22 protein-coding genes, 1 other RNA gene and 3 pseudogenes are annotated in these 22,308 nt (G+C 52.0%); 15 read left to right on the forward strand and 11 right to left on the reverse strand.

What is annotated here, in order from left to right; translation table 11 throughout:
* Position 1: 1 nt before the first annotated feature.
* On the reverse strand, positions 2-1,051 hold the full coding sequence (locus tag QQM41_RS04945) for a lysine-2,3-aminomutase-like protein (RefSeq protein ID WP_339077894.1): 1,050 nt from the start codon (positions 1,049-1,051) through the stop codon (positions 2-4).
* A 20-nt stretch (positions 1,052-1,071) separates the two neighbouring features.
* On the opposite strand from QQM41_RS04945, the gene epmA reads away from it, so the two are divergent.
* The 3 genes from epmA to QQM41_RS04960 all read left to right on the forward strand — a co-directional run bounded on the left by epmA (position 1,072) and on the right by QQM41_RS04960 (position 3,697).
* The gene (epmA, locus tag QQM41_RS04950; RefSeq protein WP_339077895.1) at positions 1,072-2,097 is read left to right on the forward strand and encodes an EF-P lysine aminoacylase EpmA; all 1,026 of its coding nucleotides are present in this window, start codon (positions 1,072-1,074) and stop codon (positions 2,095-2,097) included.
* 91 nt (positions 2,098-2,188) lie between these two features.
* Positions 2,189-2,599 (forward strand): hypothetical protein, encoded by a 411-nt coding sequence (locus tag QQM41_RS04955; protein ID WP_006116827.1) that lies wholly within the window; start codon positions 2,189-2,191, stop codon positions 2,597-2,599.
* 72 nt (positions 2,600-2,671) lie between these two features.
* Positions 2,672-3,697 carry a fasciclin domain-containing protein gene (locus QQM41_RS04960; protein ID WP_339077896.1) on the forward strand — a complete coding sequence of 342 codons (1,026 nt, stop codon included), beginning with the start codon at positions 2,672-2,674 and terminating at the stop codon, positions 3,695-3,697.
* A 102-nt stretch (positions 3,698-3,799) separates the two neighbouring features.
* On the opposite strand, the gene QQM41_RS04965 is transcribed toward QQM41_RS04960, so the two are convergent.
* The 4 genes from QQM41_RS04965 to QQM41_RS04980 form a co-directional block, all read right to left on the reverse strand.
* Positions 3,800-4,225, reverse strand: a complete 426-nt coding sequence (locus QQM41_RS04965; protein ID WP_196332629.1) for a DUF2501 domain-containing protein — start codon at positions 4,223-4,225, stop codon at positions 3,800-3,802.
* A 161-nt stretch (positions 4,226-4,386) separates the two neighbouring features.
* On the reverse strand, positions 4,387-4,959 hold the full coding sequence (locus QQM41_RS04970) for a thiamine phosphate synthase (RefSeq protein ID WP_339077897.1): 573 nt from the start codon (positions 4,957-4,959) through the stop codon (positions 4,387-4,389).
* A gap of 44 nt (positions 4,960-5,003) precedes the next feature.
* Positions 5,004-5,918: a class I fructose-bisphosphate aldolase gene (locus tag QQM41_RS04975; protein ID WP_339077898.1), complete on the reverse strand. Its 915-nt coding sequence runs from the start codon at positions 5,916-5,918 to the stop codon at positions 5,004-5,006.
* Complete coding sequence (locus QQM41_RS04980; RefSeq protein ID WP_339077899.1) at positions 5,915-6,445, reverse strand: hypothetical protein; 531 nt, start codon at positions 6,443-6,445, stop codon at positions 5,915-5,917. Before QQM41_RS04980 ends, QQM41_RS04975 begins: the two co-directional genes overlap by 4 nt.
* A 55-nt stretch (positions 6,446-6,500) precedes the next feature.
* Here QQM41_RS04980 and QQM41_RS04985 point away from each other — a divergent pair, with 55 nt between their 5' ends.
* The 5 genes and pseudogenes from QQM41_RS04985 to QQM41_RS05005 all read left to right on the forward strand — a co-directional run bounded on the left by QQM41_RS04985 (position 6,501) and on the right by QQM41_RS05005 (position 8,727).
* Positions 6,501-6,803, forward strand: a complete 303-nt coding sequence (locus QQM41_RS04985; RefSeq protein ID WP_050819099.1) for a hypothetical protein — start codon at positions 6,501-6,503, stop codon at positions 6,801-6,803.
* A gap of 6 nt (positions 6,804-6,809) precedes the next feature.
* Positions 6,810-7,136 (forward strand): annotated as a pseudogene (locus QQM41_RS04990) (cell division protein ZapA); the annotation flags it as partial.
* Positions 7,137-7,157: 21 nt separating this feature from the next.
* Positions 7,158-7,313: non-coding RNA, 6S RNA (gene ssrS, locus QQM41_RS04995), on the forward strand.
* Positions 7,300-7,887, forward strand: coding sequence for a 5-formyltetrahydrofolate cyclo-ligase (locus QQM41_RS05000; protein ID WP_339077900.1), 588 nt, complete (start codon positions 7,300-7,302; stop codon positions 7,885-7,887). Before ssrS ends, QQM41_RS05000 begins: the two co-directional genes overlap by 14 nt.
* A gap of 24 nt (positions 7,888-7,911) precedes the next feature.
* A complete protein-coding gene (locus QQM41_RS05005; RefSeq protein ID WP_003624765.1) occupies positions 7,912-8,727 on the forward strand; it encodes a TIGR00282 family metallophosphoesterase in 816 nt (271 codons plus the stop codon).
* Positions 8,728-8,754: 27 nt separating this feature from the next.
* Here the strand turns inward: QQM41_RS05005 and QQM41_RS05010 are convergent, their stop codons facing one another.
* The 3 genes from QQM41_RS05010 to QQM41_RS05020 are packed head-to-tail and all read right to left on the reverse strand — an operon-like array spanning position 8,755 to position 11,119.
* A complete protein-coding gene (locus QQM41_RS05010) occupies positions 8,755-9,177 on the reverse strand; it encodes an NUDIX domain-containing protein (RefSeq protein WP_339077901.1) in 423 nt (140 codons plus the stop codon).
* Entirely contained in the window at positions 9,171-10,049 is an 879-nt protein-coding gene (locus QQM41_RS05015) for a TIGR01459 family HAD-type hydrolase (protein WP_339077902.1), read from the reverse strand. The genes QQM41_RS05010 and QQM41_RS05015 overlap by 7 nt, the downstream gene beginning before the upstream one ends.
* The gene (locus QQM41_RS05020) at positions 10,046-11,119 is read right to left on the reverse strand and encodes a quinone-dependent dihydroorotate dehydrogenase (protein ID WP_339077903.1); all 1,074 of its coding nucleotides are present in this window, start codon (positions 11,117-11,119) and stop codon (positions 10,046-10,048) included. Before QQM41_RS05020 ends, QQM41_RS05015 begins: the two co-directional genes overlap by 4 nt.
* Positions 11,120-11,294: 175 nt before the next feature.
* Here QQM41_RS05020 and QQM41_RS05025 point away from each other — a divergent pair, with 175 nt between their 5' ends.
* From QQM41_RS05025 to QQM41_RS05040, 4 genes and pseudogenes are all read left to right on the forward strand, one after another.
* Positions 11,295-11,912, forward strand: a complete 618-nt coding sequence (locus tag QQM41_RS05025) for a hypothetical protein (protein ID WP_339077904.1) — start codon at positions 11,295-11,297, stop codon at positions 11,910-11,912.
* 164 nt (positions 11,913-12,076) lie between these two features.
* Positions 12,077-12,835, forward strand: a complete 759-nt coding sequence (locus QQM41_RS05030; protein ID WP_339077905.1) for an aspartyl/asparaginyl beta-hydroxylase domain-containing protein — start codon at positions 12,077-12,079, stop codon at positions 12,833-12,835.
* Positions 12,836-12,930: 95 nt separating this feature from the next.
* Positions 12,931-14,010 (forward strand): DNA polymerase IV, encoded by a 1,080-nt coding sequence (dinB, locus tag QQM41_RS05035; RefSeq protein ID WP_339077906.1) that lies wholly within the window; start codon positions 12,931-12,933, stop codon positions 14,008-14,010.
* Positions 14,011-14,268: 258 nt separating this feature from the next.
* Positions 14,269-14,928, forward strand: a pseudogene (locus tag QQM41_RS05040) (amino acid permease); the annotation flags it as partial.
* A gap of 7 nt (positions 14,929-14,935) precedes the next feature.
* Here the strand turns inward: QQM41_RS05040 and QQM41_RS05045 are convergent.
* A protein-coding gene (locus QQM41_RS05045; protein WP_339076994.1) for an IS5 family transposase occupies positions 14,936-15,732 on the reverse strand; the annotation gives its coding sequence in 2 pieces (ribosomal slippage) (positions 14,936-15,393 and positions 15,393-15,732; 798 coding nt in all).
* A gap of 35 nt (positions 15,733-15,767) precedes the next feature.
* On the opposite strand from QQM41_RS05045, the pseudogene QQM41_RS05050 reads away from it, so the two are divergent.
* Both QQM41_RS05050 and QQM41_RS05055 read left to right on the forward strand, forming a co-directional pair.
* Positions 15,768-16,607, forward strand: a pseudogene (locus QQM41_RS05050) (amino acid permease); the annotation flags it as partial.
* Positions 16,604-17,674, forward strand: a complete 1,071-nt coding sequence (locus QQM41_RS05055) for a hypothetical protein (protein WP_087651693.1) — start codon at positions 16,604-16,606, stop codon at positions 17,672-17,674. The pseudogene QQM41_RS05050 and the gene QQM41_RS05055, both read left to right, overlap by 4 nt.
* Positions 17,675-17,749: 75 nt before the next feature.
* Here the strand turns inward: QQM41_RS05055 and QQM41_RS05060 are convergent, their stop codons facing one another.
* Positions 17,750-18,520 (reverse strand): glycosyltransferase family A protein, encoded by a 771-nt coding sequence (locus QQM41_RS05060; protein WP_339077907.1) that lies wholly within the window; start codon positions 18,518-18,520, stop codon positions 17,750-17,752.
* Complete coding sequence (locus tag QQM41_RS05065; protein ID WP_339077908.1) at positions 18,517-20,067, reverse strand: hypothetical protein; 1,551 nt, start codon at positions 20,065-20,067, stop codon at positions 18,517-18,519. The genes QQM41_RS05060 and QQM41_RS05065 overlap by 4 nt, the downstream gene beginning before the upstream one ends.
* A 329-nt stretch (positions 20,068-20,396) precedes the next feature.
* Between QQM41_RS05065 and QQM41_RS05070 the strand changes: the two genes are divergently transcribed.
* On the forward strand, positions 20,397-22,247 hold the full coding sequence (locus QQM41_RS05070; protein WP_339077909.1) for an HAD-IIIC family phosphatase: 1,851 nt from the start codon (positions 20,397-20,399) through the stop codon (positions 22,245-22,247).
* The last annotated feature ends 61 nt before the right edge of the window (positions 22,248-22,308 follow it).

A 22,308-nucleotide genomic window follows, 5' to 3' on the forward strand; every position in this document is an offset into this window, starting at 1 on the left:
CCTATAGCCTGTCCAACTTGTGGGTGGTTCCTTTAGGGTCTTTCACCTGCTTGGGGCCTTGCACATACTCAGGCCCCAACGGCACCTTGCCGTAGCCCCCGGGAATATCCAGCACATAGAGCGGCCACGCCAAACCGGTTACGCGCCCGCGCAAACCTGCCAGCAGGCGCAGCCCTTCCTCTACCGGCACATGAAAATGCGCTGTGCCGGGGGCTGGGTCCAACTGGTGCAAATAATATGGGCGCATACGGGTTTCCACCATGGCGCGGAACAGATCTTCCAGCGCCTGCTCGCTATCATTCACACCACGCAGCAAAACAGACTGCCCCAGTAGCGGAATACCCCTGCGCACAATGCGCTTAAGGCATGCCCGTGCGGGTTCGGACATTTCCCGCGCGTGGTTGATGTGCACGGCCATCCACATAGCTTTATCTGTTTCCAGCGCATCCAACAGGGCATCTGTTACACGCTCAGGGTCTGCCACGGGCACGCGGCTATGCACCCGAATAGTGGTGACATGCGGCATGGCTGAAAGCGCTGCCACAATATGCCCCAACCGGCGCGGAGAGAGCATAAGCGGATCTCCCCCCGTTAGAATCACTTCACGAATCTGCTCATGCGTGCGCAGCCACTCCAGCGCCTGTTCCAGAGCGGCATCATCCAACACACCGCCATCTGGCCCCACATGCTCGCGCCTAAAACAAAATCGGCAGTAAAGCGGGCAGATCAGCAAGGGCTTCAACAGCGCCCGATCTGCATAACGGTGCACAATGCCGGGAACGGGTGAAAGTGCGTTATCTCCAATAGGGTCAGAGCGCTCCTCTGGCGCAATCTCCAGCTCCTGCGCGGAGGGCACAACCTGCACACCTATCGGATCATCTGGCGCAGTGATTACATCCAGAAAAGCTGGTGGAATGGCCGTGGCATAATGCTGGGCAACAGCATCCAACATCTCGCGCTGTTTGGGGGGCACCAAACCGGCTGCTATCAGATCATCCGGGGTGCGCAATGTTTTGCGCCGCGAAAAAGAGGGCTTGACCGGGAAAGACATGTCACGCCTCTACTCCTCTCATGTCAGACTCTGCAACTGTTCAGCCTGATCCGGGTATGAAAGACCCCGATCATATTCTTGACCGGCTTCCTTTTCTGCTGCGCCGTAATCTGGTTTTGCGCGGGACACGTGCCTTTCTGGAAGCGCGTGGTTGTGTGGAAGTGGAAACGCCTTACGCCGTGCCTACACCGGGGGAGGAGGTGCACCTCCAACCTTTTCATACAGTGCAGGAAGCACCTGATGGCGTGCAACAAAACCTGTTCCTGCACACCAGCCCGGAATTTGCCATGAAGCGTATTGTGGCGGCTACCGGATTGCCTGTTTTTCAGTTTGCGCGTGTCTGGCGAAATGGCGAGGGCAGCCACCTGCATGCTCCAGAATTTACCATGCTGGAATGGTATCAACCCAACATGACGCTGGATGGGCTGATGGATGAAACCGAAGCCCTTTTGCAAGCCGTATTGCCGCCGATTCTCCACCATTCTGGCCATAGCCTGAACATATCCGGCCCGTTTGAGCGGCTGACCATGCAAGAAGCCTTCCATCGCCATGCCGGTATCGACCTTCTGCCAACAGAAGGAAATGCGCAGGCTTTGGCAAAAGCAGCGGGCTGCACTTTGCGTGATGGTGAAACGTGGGAGGACCTGTTCTTCCGCCTGCTGATGGAGCGCATAGAACCCGCCATTGGCCGCACACGCCCAACTTTTCTAACCCACTGGCCCGCCAGCCAAGCCGCACTGGCGCGCAAAAGCCCGCAAGACCCCCGTGTGGCTCTACGGTTTGAACTTTATGCCGCAGGCATGGAGTTAGCGAACGCTTTTGAAGAACTGACAGACGCCACAGAACAACGCTCCCGTTTTGAGGCCGACCGCCACCAGCGCAAAACCCTCTACCCCGACCAGCCCGAATGGCCCGTGGATGAAAAACTGCTCAGCGCCCTGCCCCATATGCCCGCTTGTTCTGGCATTGCATTGGGGTTTGATAGGTTGGTTATGCTGGCTTGCGGCACAACACGTATACAGAACGTCTTGTGGATAAACGGTTAGTCTGCAACATTTGGCGCAACCATAATATGCTGTTCAACATTCATCCGTATGATGCCCGGTTACAAAACTGCCGGCGGGAGCCAGAGCTGCCATGATGCATAAAAGATTTATCCTGCTGCTGGGCGCTCTGGCCCTAACGGGTTGCCAAGTTCCCAGTAAAAAGGAACGGCGCCAGCTTGATTCCATGATCGGCAAACAAACAACCGATGTGGTGCGTACATTCGGCGTGCCTACGCGGCAATTTGTTTCTGGCAACCACACCTTTCTGGCCTATATCAACCAGCAAACCGATTACACCATGCCCATGAGCGGATGGGGATGGGATGGCGGCTGGGGTGGCTGGGGCGGATACGGCCCTGGCTGGGGTATGGGCGGCTGGGATGGCGGTTGGGGCGGCATGGGCGGTGGCATGGGCACAGCCTATACCTACACCTGCCAAACCACGTTTGAACTGGTAAACGGTATTGTAACAGCCTGGACAATGCGAGGAGACGGGTGCTGAGTATGCCCGGTGCAGTCTTCTACTTCATGAAGCCAGACTTTTTTCAGCGGCATGATCTTTTAGGAGACATCCATGCACCTTAAGCGTGTTCTGTACAGAACAGCCTTTAACCCACGTGCGCTTGCACCCGCTGCCATAGGCATTGCAGCCTTGGCGCTTGCCGGTTGCACACAAAGCCGCGCACGGCAGGATACGTATAAGGTTGCCAATTCAACCTGTTCGTACATGATGCCAACAGTTTCGGGCACACGTACCTACATGCCTGCCCAACAAACCCAGCAACTGGGAAGAGAGCCAAAAAGCGCTCCCGACAGTCAGATTGCTTACCCCAACCCAGAAACTCCGGCTTTTTGTGACCGCCCCTTGTCGGACACCCTCCCGAGTTCTTTGGAAATGGCAGATTATACTCATCTGCTGAATACAACAGGCCTGCTTGCCACCTTGCAGCGCAGTGGACCGTTTACAGTTTTCGGCATCCCCAATTCTGCGCTGGAAACCTATGATGCCCAGACAGGCAACAAGCTAACAAACCCGGACAATACGGCAGTTATCAAGGAAATTCTGTCCTACACCATTGTCAAAGGGCGTTGGCCGCTGGCCAAAATCAAGCAAGCTGCTCTGGCCTCACCCACTCAATCTGTCGGACTACCAACCCTGAATGGCCAGTTGCTTTCAGCGTGGGTGGATGGGCCTTCTGGCCAAGTGGTTATAGGCAACGGACAAGGCATGACATCCCACCTATGGGTTACGGGTATTCCGCAATCTAACGGTGTGCTGTACTTCACCCAGGATCTTGTTCTTCCACCTGTTGCGCAACAAAATGCAGGTGCCAGCACATCTGCTTCTGCGGTCTCTGTAGCTCCAGCCAACCCACTGCCCACAGCACAGGCACAGGCACAGGCACAGGCACAGGCACAGGCACAGGCACAGGCACAGGCACAGGCACAGGCACAGGCACAGGCACAGGCACAGGCACAGGCACAGGCACAGGCACAGGCACAGGCCAGCACGATTGCCGCACGCACGCAACCGGCTACAGCCTCCTACACCTCTCACAAGGAAAACCTGACAACGCCGCCTGTTTTACAACTGCCCTGAAAACAGTTTGAGAACACGCAAAAAGGCCCTGCCAGTGTAAATACTGGCAGGGGCTTTTTTACAGATGAAGCAGGCAGAAAGCCTGCTAACATCACCGCAAAATTAGAGGGCAGACTGCGCCTTATCCAGCACCATGCTGCACAGCTTGGTTTTGAGTTCACCTTTCAGGTTCGCCAAGGAGAACATCTGGTTATTGCCGGTCTGCAACAGGCCACGCTGGCCAGCTTCATATGCGCTGGAAGATGTCACACCCGGCTGCTGTGTCAGGCTACCCAGAACGGATTGCGCTGTAGAGGAGCTCTGCTGGAGCACATTGTTCTGCACGCAGTAACCAAGAATACCGGCCAGGTTGCCCGTGCTGGCAGAAGAAAGGCTTGGCAACATGCTGGATGCCATGCTTGCACCCTGGCTTTCCACACCGCTTTCAGCACCAGACAGAGCACTTTTGCCGATAGAGCCCAGTCCGCCGCCAAAACCCTGTGCATGCACAGCCGGAGCAGCCACAACACCAGCAGCCATAGCCAGCATCAGGAATGTTTTTTTATTCAGCATGGAAAATATCCAGTTCTCGATAATCGTGCCGCTTCCTTCATCCGCAGATCAGCATGATCTGTTTGATCAGAAAGCGCGTTCTGATACTTAGCATTGCCCGCAAACATGGCAAAAAACCGTATCAAACCCGACAAAAATCAGCCCTGCCACGCATCTGGCTGCTGCCACCACTGTTCGGAGGGCATAACAAAATCTGCTCCGCTGGCATTTAACACCGCCAGATCAGCCGGTGTTTGCGCCTGCGCCACCACGGGCAGTTCCATCATTAAAGACCACCAGTGTGTAAGAGCAGAAACAGTTTCAAGCGATGCCCCATCTTCTGCACCAAAGCAGATGTAATCTGCACCATCTTCACCAGCGCACATGGCGGCATCACGGCTTTCCCCTACAGCCACACCAAGCTGGAGATCCGGCCCAATAATACGCCGCACATCTTTTACAGAAGCCGCTGTATATGACGCAGACAGGTGCACACCATCGCACCCGGTTTCCTGCGCAAGAGTGGGAGCGTTTTCCAGCATCAGGGCGATATCACGCGCCTGAATAACCGGCTTAAGAAGCAGCACGGCCTGCCGGGCTGTAGAGGCAGGCATATCCGCCAGCCGCAGCAACAAAGCTGCAGGCTGGTGGTGGGCCAAACCTGCCTCAAGGACAGGTAAAAAAGCCTGCGCATCAGACACAGCAGGCGTGACAAGATAAAGATCAGACATAGCGCTCCTTATCTCATGCCCGCTGCGCAGATACTACGGCTGTTTTAGCCTTTGAAAATGGTGGTGATTTTGTCCAGCAGAGCCAGAGCTTCTGCCTTCGGACGCTGGAACACGTTACGGCCGATAATGGAACCGAAGCCGCCACCATCCTGAATACCCTGAATGGTCTGCAGCAGCTCATCCGTGCTGGTATGCGCACCACCGGAGAAGATCACGATACGGCGGCCAGCAAAGCAGGACTGCACCACATGCTGCACACGGGCAGCCAGAGTGGCAACGTCAATCTTGTTCCGCTCATACACGGGCTTGTTGGCATCCAACGCCACAACATCCGTTGGCGGCTTTACCTTGATGATGTGCGCGCCCGTCAGCGCAGCCATATGTGCGGCATAGGCGCACACATCCACTGCGGTTTCAGCCTTTTTGTCCAGCACGGGGCCACGTGGGTAGCTCCATACAATAACGGCCAGACCGGCAGCTTTGGCTTCTGCTGCCAGTTCACGCAGCTCTTCCATCTGCTCGAAGCAGTATTCGGAACCCGGATAGATGGTGAAACCAATACCGGAGCAGCCCAGACGCAGCGCATCAGACACGGTGCCCGTTACAGCCTGATCTTTTTCTGTTGCAAGGCTGTTGGAGCTGTTGCACTTCAGAATCAGCGGAATTTCGCCAGCATATGTTGCTGCGCCGCATTCCAGCATGCCCAGAGGGGCTGCATAGCCGCTCAGGCCAGCTTCAATAGCCAGTTCAAAGTGATAATGCGGATCATACGCTGCCGGATTAGCTGCAAAGGAACGGGCCGGGCCATGCTCAAACCCCTGATCAACCGGCAGAATCACCAGCTTACCCGTGCCACCCAGCTTACCTGCGTTAAGCAGCCGCGCCAGATTCATCTTGGTGCCGGGATTATCGCTCTCGTACTGGTCGAGAATAGCCTTAACCTTGGGGGTAAGTGTCATGGGTAACAATCCTTTTTTTGCCTTGTGTCCGGCAGTTTATTTTCCGGATCTGAGGATTGGCAATAACCGTCGGTGAAATACCCGACAAGAGAAGACGTGTGACATAATGACGGTATAAGGTGAAATGATGGCGGCCGAGCATTCAACAGCATGCCAGATTCCTGCAAATAAACCGCTTTTACCGCCTTAAACTGGGCTGTAGGAGCCTGCAACACAGCATGTTTTTGCCCCATGCGCACGGCCCCCAATGCATAAGCTGCGCTGCCACCGCAATCCAGCGCATGCCAAAATGCACAGCCTACCGAATCCTCCAGCGCCGCAATAAGGGCCAACCACCACCCTGCCCCCATAAACCCAGCCGCACCTGGGGCAGAAAGAAAACCAAAACGCGCGCTTGGGCCGTCTATCATGCCTTCCACTTCACGCGCAGCCCGACAGGCAGCCATGCCAGATTCGTATCCATCAATCGTAAACAGCCTGTCTGGCTGCAATTTTGGCAAGAAAAGTGAAGCGTTTTTGGTTAGCATGCTTGACGCCATCGCGTTTGCGGGTGATTCCTGAGCGCAGTTGACAAAAACAAGAATGCAGGATCAAGCCGTGGAGCCGTCTTTGCCCCAGACTGACGAACACGCTGGTAAACAGCACCCGGCCACGCAGCCGCTGGCTGGGCAAGACCCCATAGCCCGGCTGGATCGTGCCTTGCAACGCATTTCCTTTGCTGTTGAAAAAGGGCTGCAACAGCAAACCCGTACAGGTGCAGAAAAGCAGGAACTGGTGGCCAATGTAGATGCCCTTCTCTCCCGCGTGCGTGATGCGCTGGAACGGGCAGACAAGCCATCTCCCCTTACGTTTTACAACCCGGCAGAACACGAACAGGGAAACTGATAGAGCATGGCACTTGTTTCGGTTCGGATTAACGGTCACAGCTATACGGTAGGGTGCGATAACGGGCAGGAACGCCACGTTCAGGCCATGGCCCAGCAGGTAGAACGCCGCGTGCAACGTGTGCGGGACATGGGCTTTAGCGGAGATGCCCGGGTGCTGGTGCTGGCCGCCCTTTTAATGGCGGATGAAATACAGGATCTTTCTGGCAGCCGCGTGCCAGATGCCACCATACAGGCTGCAAAAGATGCCGAACGCCTGCGGGCAGAACAGGCTTTGACCACCAGCCGTTTGGCAGATTTGGCCGAACGTGCGGAATCTCTTGCAGCGGAGCTTGAGCGCGCCTACATAGATGGGGCGGGGCTGCCCAACGCGTGAGGCAAGTCATCCCCTGGGCCGATAAGCACTTCCTAGGGAGCTGGCTCTGTTGTGGCCCTGGTCACATTACCCGGCGCCCACCTGCACTCGCAGGTCCTGGAGGTTGAAAGACCCACGGTTCATGGTGGCTCCGCACACTTCTCCCCCTCAAGGTGATTCGCCTGCTGTTGCCGCGCGCAAAAAAGAATTGCGCCAGCACTGCATGGCCACGCTAAAGGCGCGTGATGTGGCGCTGGACAGCGGTATTCTCACCCATTTGCATACGTTGCTGTACCCGCAGTTGCCCGCCGTTGTGGCCGGCGTGTGGCCACTGCCGCATGAAGTAAACTTATGCCCACTGTGCCACATATTGGTGGATGCAGGTGCAACCATGGTGCTGCCTGAAACACCACCACGTGGGCAGCCGCTTATTTTTCGGCGCTGGACACCCGATACCCCCATGATGCAAGGCCGTTTTGGCACAGAATTTCCCGCAGGGCCTGTGCTGCAACCCGCCATCATATTGGTGCCTTTGTTGGGGTTTGATCGCACAGGCAACCGGCTAGGATATGGCGGCGGATATTATGATCGCACTCTGGCCGCCCTGCCCGATGCGCTCAGCATTGGATACGCACCCTCCTGCCAAGAATTAGACAGTCTGCCTACTGGCCCGTATGACAGGCCACTTTCCTGTATTGTGACTGAAAAGGAGATTCTCCGTTTTGACTAACTGCAAGCACAGGAAACCTTTGGCGTGAGACTCCTTTTTCTGGGTGATATTGTTGGCCGCACAGGCCGCGAAGCCGTTTTAAGCCGCCTGCCCGCTTTGCGTGAAAAACTGGCGCTGGATCTGGTTGTGGTAAATGCCGAAAACGCCAGCCACGGCTTTGGCCTTTCCCCCGCTATTGCCACCTCTCTGCTGCAAGGCGGCGTGGATGTGCTCACCCTTGGCAACCATGCGTGGGATAGGCGCGATCTGATCGGGCATATTACCTCCGAACCCCGCATTGTGCGCCCACTCAACTATCCCCCCGGCACGCCCGGCCAAGGGAGTGTGGTGGTAGAACTGGCAGATGGCCGCAAAGCCCTTGTGGTCAACGTCATGGGCCGTTTGTTTATGGACCCGTTGGATGACCCATTCCGGTGCATGAATGAGCTGTTGAACAAGCATCGCCTTGGCACCACCATACAGGCGGCCATTGTGGATGTGCATGCAGAAGCCACGAGCGAAAAGTGGGCTATGGGCCATATGCTGGATGGCCGCGTTTCTTTGGTTGTGGGCACGCATACGCATACCCCTACGGCAGACCATCGGATTCTGGCAGGCGGCACTGCGTTCCAGACAGATGCAGGCATGTGCGGAGATTACGACAGCGTTATTGGCATGACCAAGGAACCCGCAGTTACGCGCTTTGTGCGTAAAATGCCGGGCGAACGCCTGCAACCCGCTGAAGGTGAAGCCACAATATGCGGAATTATGGTGGAAACAGAAGATGCCACCGGCCTTGCCCGCCGTGTGGCTCCCCTGCGTCAAGGTGGCCTACTGGCCCAGACGCTGCCTGATTTTTAAATCAGGCTTGGCGTTTGTGGCGCTGTTTTAGGCTGCCTGATCTTTCAAGGCAGCCACAGCTTGCTGTGTAGCAATGGTAAGGGACTGAGGCAGCGCATCTAACGCAAACCATTCCAGCCCATCATGCTTATGTGGCTCGCAGATATGGGGCTGTCCGGTGTACTGCCGCACCTTGTAAACTGGGGCAACCCAATGCGCGCCTGCTGCCGGATCAATCTGATCCACCACGCAAAGCAACGCATCCAACTGCACGGCTAAGCCGGTTTCTTCCTGCACTTCGCGGATAACGGCAGCCGGTACAGTTTCAAACGGATCCACCTTCCCGCCCGGCAAGCCCCAGCACCCTGCTTCTGGCTGTTTAAGGCGGCGTATCAGCAGAATCTGGCCAGCATCATTCAGAATAGCTGCGCCACATCCTACTGCTGGCAAAGTCGGCTGCGCGCTCACCACACCAACCTTTTAATAGCGGCAACTGGCGCCAAGCCTACGGCTTTGGCTTCTTCTTTTGCCAACTGGATATCATCCCCGATCATTTCCTGATGGATACCACCCAGAATCCACAACCCGGCCACACCTACAGCAGAAGCACCGCGCATATCGGTAGCCAATGCATCGCCAATGGCCAGAATACGCTGGCGCGGCACATTCAGCATCTCAAAAACAGGTTCGTACACACGGGGGTATGGCTTGCCAATCCAGCTTACCTTACCGCCCTGCTCTGCATAAAAGGCGGCAAGTGCACCGGCGCAAATCTGCCGTTTGCCGCCTTTTACCACCACCATATCCGGGTTGGCGCATACCATTGGTAGGCCACGCTCCAGACAAGCGCGCAGTTCTGGCAGATATGGATCTAGTGAGCCTACGCCGCGTTCGGCATCTGGCCCGGTGTTCATGATAAAATCGGCATCAGCAGACTGCGCCACGCGCTGCACATCCAAGCCATCATACAGGCCCAGATCATGCGTGCCGCCAATATGCAGCACTTTCGGGCCCAGATTGGCAAACCAAGGGTCTGTTCGCGCTTTTAACAGGCGGCGAGTTTCTTCACCGCTTGTCATCACACCATCATGCAGTTCACGAGAAATGCCAAAGGCTTCAAGCTGCGCGCACACCACATCTGCCGGGCGAGGCGCATTGGAAAGCATGACAATTTTTTTGCCAGATGCTCGCAGGGCCTGCAAACAGTCCACAGCACCGGGATACGGCTGCACACCGTCATGCACCGTGCCCCATAGATCTATAATGTAGCCATCATACTGATCTGCCAGCGCGGCAAGGCCTGTAATCTGCTGCATATCTTCTACAGTTTGTTGCGCTGTCATAGATCCTTACCCCGAATATCATCCAGCGTTTCAATGCCCTGCGCACGCATGATCTGCTGCATTTCACGCTTTAGCCGTCCAACCAATGCGGGGCCTTCATAGGCAAATGCGGTGTAAACCTGCACCAAATCAGCCCCAAGTCGGATTCGGGCCAGAATGTCTTCACCACTTTCAATGCCACCACAGGCTACCAATGCCAGACGGCCAGCAGCAGCCTGCGCAACCAGACGCAGCATTTCCGTTGCACGTGGTTTGAGCGGGCGGCCAGAAAGCCCTCCGGCTTCTGTGCGATACGGGCTTTGCAGGGAATCGGGGCGGGCCAGTGTGGTGTTGGTAACAATCAGCCCCTGTGCGCCGCCGGCTACGGCTGCTTCTACAATCGGGCCGATGGCATCATCTTCCAGATCCGGTGCCAGCTTAATCAGCAACGGTGGCCGTTCTGCATGGCGGGCGGAAATGGCGTCCAGAATCCCACGCAAGCGGGCGGCATCCTGCAAACCGCGCAGGCCCGGCGTGTTGGGGGAAGAGACATTCAGCACAATGTAATTAACGTACGGCTTAACGCGGGCCACCAGTTCTGGATAATCACGCTCCGGGTCTGCGCCGGTTTTGTTAATGCCGATATTCGCACCTACCGGCACCCCGGCCCCACCACCACGGCCTGATGGCAATGGGCGAGACAGACGTGCCAGACGCACGGCAAACTTGTTGATACCCTGATTGTTAAAGCCCATGCGGTTAATAACCGCCCGATCTTCCGTAAGGCGGAAAAGCCGGGGCTTGGGGTTGCCAGCCTGCGGGCGTGGCGTAACGGTTCCGGCTTCTACAAACCCGAATCCCAATTGCGCCAAGGGGCGCAGAACGCGGGCGTTCTTATCAAACCCGGCGGCAATGCCGATGGGGTTGGAAAACCGCATGCCCAGCGCGCGCGTGGCAAGGGCGGGATCATCCTTGGGCCGCTTTATGGGCACGGATACGCCCAGTGTCAGGGCATCCAAAGCCAGTTCATGGGCCTGTTCCGGATCTAACCGGCGCAGGAACGGAAGAGAGAGTGAGGCAAGCACAGACATGCCTTGTGTACTGCCCCAAGCCCCGCCGCAAGAAAAGCAGAAAAAACAGAGCCACCACACAAGCGTGAGAAAAGTTGATGCATTTTTATCTTGATAATGAGAATTATTCTCATCTAAAGAGAGTTATCGCACACGCCACACAAAGGATGAAGGCTTCTGCCTTCAGGAATGCGCCATGACACGTTCACCTGTTTACCTGACGGATCTTGCCTGCAGCGAACGGCTGACACTTTGGACCATTCGCCGCCTTGCAGGAATACAAACAACCCCGCGCACGCCCACAACCGGGCCATCGGGCGGCCTGTTTCTGCCCTGTTTCAGGCAGGAGTTTCTGGCTGTTGCACAAACCTTTCATGATGCGCTGACAGATATGGCCGCGCTGGAAATGCCTGCGCTGGATATCCGGGTTGGCTGTGCTCTTTCTGTCACCAGCACAGAGTATCGTCTTTTATTGGCAACAGAAGCCGCGCAGAATGAGCGCAATACAGATATGGATGCCCTGCTTAAACCGCTGGTACCTTTTGCTGGCCTGCGTGCACGCCTTGCTTCTGCCATTACAACGCTGGGCGCTTGCCTTGCCGGGGCGGGATACTGGCTTTCTCATAGTTCCAGCCGTGTTGTGCCTACCAAGGTATCGGAACGCCCATCTGCTTATGGGGCTTACCCGGCCACGGCAGCACTTTCTCTTGCACGCTGGCATGATCTGGATATGCAACCCAGACAAATGGTGGTGCACTGGCAGGAACGGGCCACCTCAAAATATCAGCACTCGCAAGGGTTTCCGGTATCTTGATCAGGATAATAATTTTTTCTAAGGGAAAACGTGACACTGAATCTCAGGAAGCGTTTTTCCCTTACATGTAAGGCGAGACCTTCTGCGCCGTTTTCTTGAAAGTTCTGTGGCAAGGCAGGTCTCTTTTGTTCGCGCTTCCCCAAGCAAGAACACAGATAGAAGCCATGAAAGATCTGCCATCTTCTCAGCCCAATAAGCGCCCATTCCTCATCCGGATCGGAAAAGCCCTGCGCCCGGTTTTTAATAAGCTCATTGCGCGGGATTCTCTCATTCCCAATACGCCGGTTCTGGATCCGGACATTTTTCCGTGGACCCAGATTCTACAGCGTTACTGGCAAGATATTGCCTGCGAATTTCATACCCTACATGCTGCTGGAACAGCTATTCCGCCGCTACGGGCTCTTTCTCCTGATCACACGCGCATTGCCCCGGATACACGGTGGAAATCCTTTTTTCTGTACGGCTATGGTGTGAAAGTTCCGGAAAACTGCGCGCGCATGCCCAAAACAGCAGAACTGATTTCTCGTATTCCAGATTTGAATTCCGCCTTTTTCTCGGTGCTGGAACCTGGTGCCGTTATTCCCCCGCATTATGGCGTCACCAAAGGGTTGATAACCTGCCATTTGGGAATTTCCGTGCCCCGCAATGCCGATGACTGCTGGATTCGTGTCGCAGGCCAAAAGCTGGTGTGGCACAACGGGCAGTGCCTGCTGTTTGATGATACGTACCAGCATGATGTGCACAACAACACATCAGACACACGCATCGTGCTGTTGATGCAAATCCGACGCCCTACCAAAGGTATCGGCAAAATTGTGCAAAACCTCTTTTTAAACGGTATCCGCCATTCTGCTTTTGTTAAGGATGCCCAGCACAACATTGCCCAATGGAACCAACTTCAGGGCACAATGAAAGCCGCCTGATGTTTCAATTTGCAAACTCGGTTGGTAGGATTTTCAGCCGAGTTTGTTTTCTGTTTGTTCCCTTTTGTGCGGTCTTCTGCTAACACACCTAGGTGATGACCGCAGTTGTACGCCGCATTATCCATATTGATATGGATGCTTTTTATGCATCTGTTGAGCAACGGGACAACCCAGCGCTTAAAGGCCAACCTGTAGCGGTAGGCAGATGCCAGGAACGCGGTGTGGTTGCCGCTGCCAGTTATGAAGCCCGGAAATTTGGCGTCCGTTCAGCCATGCCTTCGGTTCAGGCACAGCGCAAATGCCCACACCTTATTTTTGTGCCACCCCGTTTTGATGTTTACCGTGCCGTTTCTGCCCAGATTCACGCTATTTTTGCACGTTATACGCCCCTTATTCAGCCTCTTTCATTAGATGAGGCCTATCTGGACGTCACGCATCCGCTCCTTCCTCGCCCTTCTGCCACAGCCATTGCGGAAGAAATACGTGCTGCCATTTTGCGAGAAACAGGGCTTACAGCTTCCGCAGGGGTCTCTTACAACAAATTTCTGGCCAAACTGGCCTCAGATTACCGCAAACCCAATGGGCAGTTTGTTATTCCACCCAACCGGGGGGAAGATTTTGTAGCCGCCCTGCCCGTAAATGCTTTTCATGGCGTAGGGCCTGCCACAGCCCGGCGGATGCACACACTGGGCATTCATACAGGAGCAGATTTACGCCGTTTTTCGCTGGATATTTTGCGCCAGCATTTTGGCAAGGCGGCAGCGTTTTATTATGGCATTGCTCGCGGCAAAGATGATCGGCCGGTAGAACCAAACAGACCGCGCAAATCACTCGGCAAGGAAGTCACGTTCGAACAGGATTTGCGTACCCCAGCCGAATTACATGCGGCATTACGTGAACTGGCTAGCAAAGTGTGGGCCGGGTGCCAGAAACGAAACCTGACAGGCCGCACGATTACCCTGAAATTACGCTATACAGATTTTGAACAATGCACACGCAGCCTCTCTCTGGCCGATCCGGTACAAGATCAAGAAATTCTGGCCGAAATGGCATGCCGGTTACTTGCGCCATTGCTGCCTGTGCACACCCCGGTAAGACTTTTGGGTATTACACTTTCCACTCTTTTAAATCCGCAAGATCAGGAAGCCACAACGCAGCTCTCTTTACTCCCTTAGATAACAAATAAATAACATTTTTATCCTCATGAACAGTACTTATATTTGAATTATTTCTATACCAAAACAAAATATCCATATTTGTCTTTTCTGATATTAATATGGATTCTGTATATTCCTTATACGATTCAACTTCATTCTTGCTCACTATTCGTATTTAATTGCGATTATTTAACGGTTCCATCTTTACAACCTGCAAAATCCAATGCACCCGATACCAATCGGTTCTGACATAATTTTGTAATCAAGGTTGACGAGATGACTGCTTCCCCCACCTCAGACGGGCATACACCTGCCAATGCAGGCGCACGCACTGAAGATGGATACCATCGTGGTTTGGGTAAGCGGCAAATCCAAATGATCTCGCTGGGCGGAGCTATCGGCACCGGGTTATTTTTGGGGGCTGGCTCTCGCCTGCAGGCTGTCGGACCTTCTCTCGCCTTAGTTTATCTGGTGTGTGGTGTTTTTGCTTTTCTGATGCTGCGCGCATTGGGGGAATTGGTAATGTACCGCCCCACCAGTGGCAGCTTTGTTTCCTACACGCGGGAATTTTTAGGCCCCAAAGCCTCTTATATTGCAGGCACCATGGCCTTTTTTAACTGGGCTGTAACAGGCATTGTGGATATTACTGCCGTGGCGCTTTACATGCGCTTTTGGCCTGTTTTTTCCAGCGTACCGCAATGGCTTTTTGCCCTGCTGGCCCTTGTGCTGATAACCGGCATGAACCTGACCGGCGTAAAATGGTTTGGTGAGCTGGAGTTCTGGCTTTCTTTGGTCAAAGTGCTGGCCTTGGGCGGATTTCTGGTTATCGCGCTGGTTATTCTGGCCTTGCGTTATCCCGTAGATGGGCACGCAACCGGGCTGCATCTGATTACCGAAAATGGCGGCATGTTTCCCCACGGCTTTTTGCCAGCACTAGGGCCTGTTAGAGCTTGATCCAGTCTGCTGCGGCAGCGATGTGGATGACGGCGAGGAACGACGTTGCTGTTTTTTCATATCTGGTTGCGACAGCGCGCCACTCCTTGAGGCGAGCCCAGAGGTTCTCAACGAGATGCCGACACCGATAGGCCCATTTGGGGCAGGCGACCGGGCCATCGCGTCGTTTCGCGGGAATGGCTGGCCGTGCTCCCATGTCCCATATCCGTTCACGAAAGGCATTCGACGCGTAACCCTTGTCCGCTACTACCCACAGGGGAGTGGCGGGAAGGCTGTCGAGCATGGCTGGTGCCAGAGGCAGTTCATGAGCCTGTCCAGGGGCCAGCGCAAAACCGAAGGCTTTTCCATGTCCATCAGCGATCACGCAGACTTTTGTGCCATAGCCGCCGCGAGAGCGGCCAAGTGCTTCACGATGGTCTCGCTCTTCGAAAGAGGCCCCTTTTTTTGGGCTCCCGCCGCTTTGTGGTGAGCCCTGATGTTCGTGCCATCCAGAAAAGTCATTCCGAATGCCACTCCCTGTTGTTCCTGAACCAGTGCGAGCAGCCGCTCCCATACGCCGAGCTTCGCCCAGCGGATGAAAAGCTGCGCAGCCCGCCACCACGGACCCAGTTCAGCGGGGATACTCCGCCATTTCGCGCCATTCTCATGACGCCAGAAAATCGCTGCTATCGTCCGCCGCAGATCATGTGGCGGCGTCTTGCCCCTCGGGCGAACCTCCTCAATCAGAGGTTCCCAGATCGCCCATGTCTCGTCCGTAAAGGTGCCTGTTCTGTCTCCTTCTTCCATCCCTACAATATGGGAAGAAATTCAAGATCTAACAGGCCCTAGTATTGGTGCAAGGCGTTGTATTTGCCTACGCCAGTATTGAGCTGATTGGCACTGCAGCGGGGGAATGTGAGGATGTTAAATCCGTTCTGCCGCAAGCCATTAACAACGTTATCTGGCGTATTGCCATTTTTTACGTAGGCACCATTACACTGCTTGTACTGCTGCTGCCGTGGAACACGTATCAGGCTGGTGTCAGCCCCTTTGTTACCTTCCTCTCCAAGTTAGGCGTGCCGGGCATAGACAGTGTGATGAATGTTGTGGTGCTCACAGCAGCTCTCTCCAGCCTGAACTCCGGCCTTTATTCTACTGGCCGCGTACTGCGTGCACTGGCGCTGGATGGGGCTGCCCCACGTTATTTGGCCCGCATGAACAAACAGGCTGTGCCTTCTGCAGCCATTCTTTCCACCGTGGCCATCTATCTGGTGGGCGTGGTACTGAATTACTTCATCCCCAGCCAGATTTTTGAAATTATGCTCAGTCTGGCTTCACTGGGTATTCTCAGCACGTGGTGTTTTATTGTGCTGTGCCAGATTCAACTGCGCAAAAAAATTCGCCGTGGAGAGATTGCCCCCACCTCTTTCCCGATGCCGGGCGCGCCATTTACCTCTTGGCTGGCTCTCGCCTTCTTTATTGGCATCGTTGGGCTGATGGCGTTTGATTACCCAACCGGAACGGCAACCATATGCGCCATTCCCCTGCTGGCTTTGGCGCTGGCATGGGGCTGGCGCCGTATGCGCTCCGCCCCGGAACATGACGCCGTGCCACAAACCGTTCCTTCTGTTGTGTTGACGGAAGATTTTTTGGTTCCCCATGAAGGGTCAGACAGATCATGATTCAGGCAGCCAGTGTGTTTTCCTCCCTCCAGCCGCGCGCAGGCGTTAAGTGTTGCCCTGCTGTTTGTCGCTCTCTGGTTGGCACATTGTTGCTTTCTGTCGGCCTTTCCACCGCGCATGCTGCTGATACAGGCAACAGTGCCGCTGCTGGGTCTCAAGCTCCGGGGGAAGCACGCCCACAATGGTATACGGGGTCTCTCGTCTCACCTTCTGGTGCGCTTTCCAAATCTGGGGTGTTCGCGTGGGAACCTTACGTCAGTTACAACCTGCCCGTGGGGTACCTGGATGCTAATGGCAACAGCCACCCGCTCCACCCACGCCAGCAATCCGTTTCCAATTTTACGCTGTATAAATATTCCATCACTGATTCCATCAGTATTCAGGTAACCCCTACAATCAGTTACTTGTGGAAGAAGAAAGCAGGCACCAGCAGCGGGCTCAAATTTGGAGATCTGCCTGTTGATTTAATGTGGCGTTATCTGGACGCAGATCCAGCACGCTATATTCCAGCGCTCAGCGTATTTGCCGGGGTTGGTTTTCCCACCGGCAATTATCAAAGGCTGGGCCGGGCTGAAGATGGTGTTGGCTCTGGTGTTTATACGTTCCGCCTAGCCTTTACGGAACAATCCACTTACACGCTGCCGGGTCAGCATGAACTGCGCTTGCGTATGTGGGGCACTTTCCGCCGGGCACTTACAACTGCACATCTACATAATGTGAGCAGTTATGGCACTGAGGTTGGATTCCGCGGCACAGCGCAACCCGGCATGTACGGAGAAAGCGGGTTTTCTCTAGAATTTGGCATCAACCAGAAATGGGTTTTGGCCATGGATCTGGCGCGAGACTGGGCCGATGGATCTCACGTTAAAGGCCGTACGCCTACAAGCGGTAAAATAGAACGGATAGACCGTATCAACAGTTCTTCAGGGGACTGGCTGATAGCCCCTGCTGTTGAATACAACTGGTCCCCCCGTTTTGGGGTTATTGCTGGTGTTTCAACCTATTTTGCCGGCCACAATACCGGGTTTTCGGTTTCACCGCAGGTGGCATTTAATAGTGTGTTTTAACCGTTGCATATTAAAAATAAAAAAGAGCGGAATTGCCTCCGCTCTTTTTTATAACGCTATATCTGGAATACCTGATTACTCAACCAAATCTGGGTGACGGAACTCCATCACCAATTCCAGATTATAATGTGCAGCCAATGCCTCGGTTGCTGTGCGGGAAGAATTATGCACACGGTAGCGACACAGAATTTCTGGCAGATATCCGGGCTCTAACCCTGCATCAATAAACTTCAGCCAGAAATCATAATCTTCCCAGCCTTCTTCAATATGTGAGAAGCCGCCAACCTTTTCCCACGCGCTTTTACGGATAAGCGCCATCACATCCACATAGTTGTTCTTGCGCATGCGTGCGGCATCCCAGATATCGGCATGGCCAATACCTTTGCGATCTCCAAACTCTTCAATCTGGGTATAAACCGCTGGAAATTTACCCTGCAAAAGCGCTGTGTAGATTTTTTCCAGCGCTGTTGGATAAATGGTATTATCGGCATCAATAATAAACACATACTCTGATTGCGCATGTGCAAACGCCATATTGCGCGAAAATGATGGCCCCTGATTCCGCGGGTTGGTCAAACACTGCAGGCTATAAAAACGCTGCTTGTTTTCTTCCATCCATTCAGCAATCACATCAACGGAATCATCTCGCTGGGAGCAGTCATCAACAACCACAATTTCCAGGTCAGCATGCGTTTGGTCTGCAATGCTATCCAAGCACTCTTCAATAACAGAAGCATAATTAAAGTTGGTAACGCAGACCGTAATCAGGTTCTTGGGCTTCCGGGATTTTTTCTTATAGGAAAAAACAACTTCCGGGCTGGGGTCCCATGGCTTGATAACGCTCATTTCACAGTGCTCCACACAGCAGAAATATAGTTTTTGAGATCGATATTCTTGGAGTTGAATATTTTTTCATCTTGCAGCAAATCAAAGATATTCTGCTGAATTCTGGCTGCCTCTTTTTGCCCATCCTCAGTCTGAATCAACCATTCTACCAGATTGGGCATATGCCGCGGCGTTTCAGACAGAAAGTGCTCACCTGCCTTATACAGCGGATGCGGGAAACATTCTTCTGTAACAACGATAGTACCGGAAGCCAGACCCTGCTTGACAATACGATGCCATTCAAAAAAGCAGTTATCATCACGATGAATATTTAACGCTACCTTGGAGTTTTCTGCAACATAGCGTGGAAGCCGCGAAAGAATATCGTAAACACCGGTAGAGGGGATAGGCCCATCTGCCTTACGGTAATACAAGAAACACTGGTAGTTGGAAAAGAAAGCCGCTGAACGTGAAAAGAATTTTTCGCGCTTGCGGGAGGCATTCCCAAAAAAGCTGACATCAATATCACGCTCGGCAATTGGCCGGAATGGCGTAGAACCTGTTTTGGCCTTTTCTGGCAAAATACGGAATAAGGGATGCTTTTTGTCTGCCTCGGAAAGTTTGCAAGCCTCTATTTTAACCGGCGGATCAAAGTGGAAGACCGGAAGCCCGACATCTGAAAAGGATTTGAGATTTTGATAACACAGATCCATCACCCCGGCTGACATAAGGATGTACAGAATGCCACGTGTAAACCAGAGTGTCTGAGGTTGTTCTGTATTAAACATGATGGATTTTCTAATAATCTCATCACGCTTCCAGATTTCATTACCATCCAGAAAGAAGAACTCATGCGGAGCACAGAAAATGCAGAGTTCAGGTGTTTCTTCCTCTGGCGTTTTTTCGGTCAGGACCTTGGCATTCAAACCGGCATCGCACAGATAGTCGCTTAAACACTCGGCCAGTTCCTGAATGAAGGAATTACCTTCGGAATGGTAGAATACCCCAATTGTTTTAGGAAAATTCTTACCATAAACTTTATCTGTAATTTTATAGTTAACGTCGTGCTTACATTCATTACCCAAAAAGCGCACGATTGAACGCTTGGAAAAAATTTCTCTCCCTTCGCCAATACCATACAGCAAAGCATGGCGGGCGGTTGGCATACTGGCGGATGAAACATCACTGTTCATACGCACATAATCTTCTTCATTAAAGAACGGATATTTCTTTAATCGGTTCAATGCATTCGTAATGGAAACATACGAATATTCCTGCAATAGACCTTTTTCAAAGAAAAACAGATGGTCATTATTTCTTATATAATGCGCAAAGGGATTCTCATTCTTCCCGATCACATTTTTATAAAGATTATAATATATTTCTGTATTGAAATTATCATTAGGATTACGGTTTTCATGCACCCCGTAAAGAACATAATGTATAATTGGATCAAGACCAGATTTTTTTACATCTGGATTTTCTTTTAAATAAAATTCAGTATCGAATTTTCCTGAATCAATTATTGATTTTATGTCTTTTTTATTCCAGGCAGTTAAACTTACCATTGCATCTTCCGTTTGAATGCTATCTCTATTTGCAGGTTCTTATACAGAATATAAATTTTTATGTTAGAAAATACAACAGTTAACTATTTCTCTACATGAAAATTATTCTGTTTATCTATGATTTTCTCATTCCCCTCCCTTAATTCATTGCCTAAAAATACTTTCTTTCATGTTGGCGGGTGACTATAAAGATGTTCATTGTGTTGTATGAATTAATTTTTTATAAACTTCCAATGAGGCCTTACGCTCTTACTCATTTCCCTCACTGAACAAGTAATCTCTTCATTACGAATCTAAATAGAATAAGAGCTATCTTGGCGGAGTTCTTTATGTCGGCAACAACAAAAAATAATTCTTCTCTTGCATCTCCGGATTTTCTATTTCCTACAGATCTTCAAAAAACAGAGCGCAAGATCAATCGCATTCTCTTGGTTGGATCATGCTTAACTTCTTTATATCTGGAAGCCTTTAAGGGGTATTATCCAGATATCAATTTTGATTACATCCCTTATAATTTTGTAAGCATTTTACCTGAAGCCCCACCCGTACCAGCAGATCAGTACGATCTACAATATGTACAAATTCCATTACGTACTGTTTTAAGTGACCGTGTGATAGAAGGGTTTAGGCTTAACGACCCAGCGTTTGCAGAAAATATTCTGCACGATGCCTTAAACACGCTAGATGTCATGCTAGATGCGGCACTGCTTTACAACCGCAAACATGGGTTATTAACATTTGTCTCTAACTTTATAGTTCCGCAAATAAGCACAGCCTCCAGCTTGCTCTCACAAGGTACAGAAGTAGACCTTACCTATATGGTCAGGCGCTTGAACATGCATCTGGCCAAAAAAATTTCCAGTTATAAAAATGCCTATGTACTAGACGTTGATTCCGTCGTGTCTTCTTTAGGCAAACGCTATGTGCTGGATGATGTTATTTACTTCCATACTCATGGCGGTTTGTCTTTTCAGGATTGGGATGATTTCGGTGCAATTGAACGCAATGAACCCATTCCTGCACTAGAAACCATTTATCCTATTCACCGAGAAGAATTTATTAAAACCATTTTCCGCCAGATTGTTGCAGCTCATCGTACTGTACATCAAGTAGATCAGGTTAAGGCCGTTATTTTTGATCTGGACAACACCCTATGGCGCGGCCAGATAGCAGAACATTACCGCCCAGAAGTACAACCTTGGCCACGTACCGATGGTTGGCCTGTAGGTTTGTGGGAAACTATCCATACCTTGCGCGCACGCGGTATTCTGGTGGCGATTTGCTCCAAAAATGATGAAGCCTATGTGCGTGAACGGTGGGATGATATTATCAACCCACAGTTTATTAAATTGGAAGATTTTGCCTCTGTTAAAATTAACTGGACGCCCAAACCAGAAAATATTGCTGCCATTTGCCAGGAATTTAACATCAAACCCAAAAGCGTTGTGTTTGTAGATGATAACCCTGTAGAACGCGCTGCTGTTAACACGGCGTTTCCTGAAATTCGTACAATTGGCGGCAACCCGTATCTCACGCGTCGTATTCTTTTATGGTCCCCCGAAACGCAGGTTGCACGCCTGACACAGGAATCAGTCCAACGGGAAACCATGATCCGAGGACAAATTGCCCGTGAAGAAACACGCACCAACCTGAACCGTGAAGAATTTCTGGCATCGTTGGAATGTACGGTCTGCCTCACCTACATCACAGATGCAGAACAACCAGAACTGGCACGTGCCTTAGAACTTACCAACAAGACCAATCAGTTCAACACATCTGGTAAACGTTGGACATTTGAAGAACTCACACGCTTTCTAGCTGAAGGCGGAGAAATTATTGTTGCAACTGTTCAGGACAAATTCACTAAATATGGGTTGGTAAGCGTAATATACCTGCGCAATAATGAAATTGTACAGTTTGTTATGAGCTGCCGTGTTTTGGGCATGGAAGTAGAAAAGAGTATTATTGCTGATGTTGTCAGCCACGTTAGAGAAAAACATGGAGATGTCCGTGTAACGGCATCTATTCATGATCTTCCAGATAATACGCCATGCCGTAACATTTATAAGGATTGTGATTTCCGGGAAGATTGGGTTTCAGAGAATATTCACTATTATATTCTGGATGAAAATAAAGAAGTAGAGTTTCCGTCTCATATAGAAGTTGTTGAAGAAATATAAAAAATATCTTTTATATAATAATAAAAAAGGGCGTATGGTTTAATAACCATACGCCCTTTTT

The organism is Acetobacter sp. AC2005, assembly GCF_037901235.1.
Classification (GTDB): domain Bacteria; phylum Pseudomonadota; class Alphaproteobacteria; order Acetobacterales; family Acetobacteraceae; genus Acetobacter; species Acetobacter oryzoeni.

What these genes read in the sequence shown, in the direction of transcription:
- QQM41_RS04945 (WP_339077894.1), bottom strand. Translation starts at nt 1,051, where the DNA reads ATGTCTTTCCCGGTCAAGCCCTCTTTTTCGCGGCGCAAAACATTGCGC.
- epmA (WP_339077895.1), top strand. Translation starts at nt 1,072, where the DNA reads ATGTCAGACTCTGCAACTGTTCAGCCTGATCCGGGTATGAAAGACCCC.
- QQM41_RS04955 (WP_006116827.1), top strand. Translation starts at nt 2,189, where the DNA reads ATGATGCATAAAAGATTTATCCTGCTGCTGGGCGCTCTGGCCCTAACG.
- QQM41_RS04960 (WP_339077896.1), top strand. Translation starts at nt 2,672, where the DNA reads ATGCACCTTAAGCGTGTTCTGTACAGAACAGCCTTTAACCCACGTGCG.
- QQM41_RS04965 (WP_196332629.1), bottom strand. Translation starts at nt 4,225, where the DNA reads ATGCTGGCTATGGCTGCTGGTGTTGTGGCTGCTCCGGCTGTGCATGCA.
- QQM41_RS04970 (WP_339077897.1), bottom strand. Translation starts at nt 4,959, where the DNA reads ATGTCTGATCTTTATCTTGTCACGCCTGCTGTGTCTGATGCGCAGGCT.
- QQM41_RS04975 (WP_339077898.1), bottom strand. Translation starts at nt 5,918, where the DNA reads ATGACACTTACCCCCAAGGTTAAGGCTATTCTCGACCAGTACGAGAGC.
- QQM41_RS04980 (WP_339077899.1), bottom strand. Translation starts at nt 6,445, where the DNA reads ATGCTAACCAAAAACGCTTCACTTTTCTTGCCAAAATTGCAGCCAGAC.
- QQM41_RS04985 (WP_050819099.1), top strand. Translation starts at nt 6,501, where the DNA reads ATGCAGGATCAAGCCGTGGAGCCGTCTTTGCCCCAGACTGACGAACAC.
- QQM41_RS05000 (WP_339077900.1), top strand. Translation starts at nt 7,300, where the DNA reads ATGGTGGCTCCGCACACTTCTCCCCCTCAAGGTGATTCGCCTGCTGTT.
- QQM41_RS05015 (WP_339077902.1), bottom strand. Translation starts at nt 10,049, where the DNA reads ATGACAGCGCAACAAACTGTAGAAGATATGCAGCAGATTACAGGCCTT.
- QQM41_RS05020 (WP_339077903.1), bottom strand. Translation starts at nt 11,119, where the DNA reads ATGTCTGTGCTTGCCTCACTCTCTCTTCCGTTCCTGCGCCGGTTAGAT.
- QQM41_RS05025 (WP_339077904.1), top strand. Translation starts at nt 11,295, where the DNA reads ATGACACGTTCACCTGTTTACCTGACGGATCTTGCCTGCAGCGAACGG.
- QQM41_RS05030 (WP_339077905.1), top strand. Translation starts at nt 12,077, where the DNA reads ATGAAAGATCTGCCATCTTCTCAGCCCAATAAGCGCCCATTCCTCATC.
- dinB (WP_339077906.1), top strand. Translation starts at nt 12,931, where the DNA reads ATGACCGCAGTTGTACGCCGCATTATCCATATTGATATGGATGCTTTT.
- QQM41_RS05055 (WP_087651693.1), top strand. Translation starts at nt 16,604, where the DNA reads ATGATTCAGGCAGCCAGTGTGTTTTCCTCCCTCCAGCCGCGCGCAGGC.
- QQM41_RS05060 (WP_339077907.1), bottom strand. Translation starts at nt 18,520, where the DNA reads ATGAGCGTTATCAAGCCATGGGACCCCAGCCCGGAAGTTGTTTTTTCC.
- QQM41_RS05065 (WP_339077908.1), bottom strand. Translation starts at nt 20,067, where the DNA reads ATGGTAAGTTTAACTGCCTGGAATAAAAAAGACATAAAATCAATAATT.
- QQM41_RS05070 (WP_339077909.1), top strand. Translation starts at nt 20,397, where the DNA reads ATGTCGGCAACAACAAAAAATAATTCTTCTCTTGCATCTCCGGATTTT.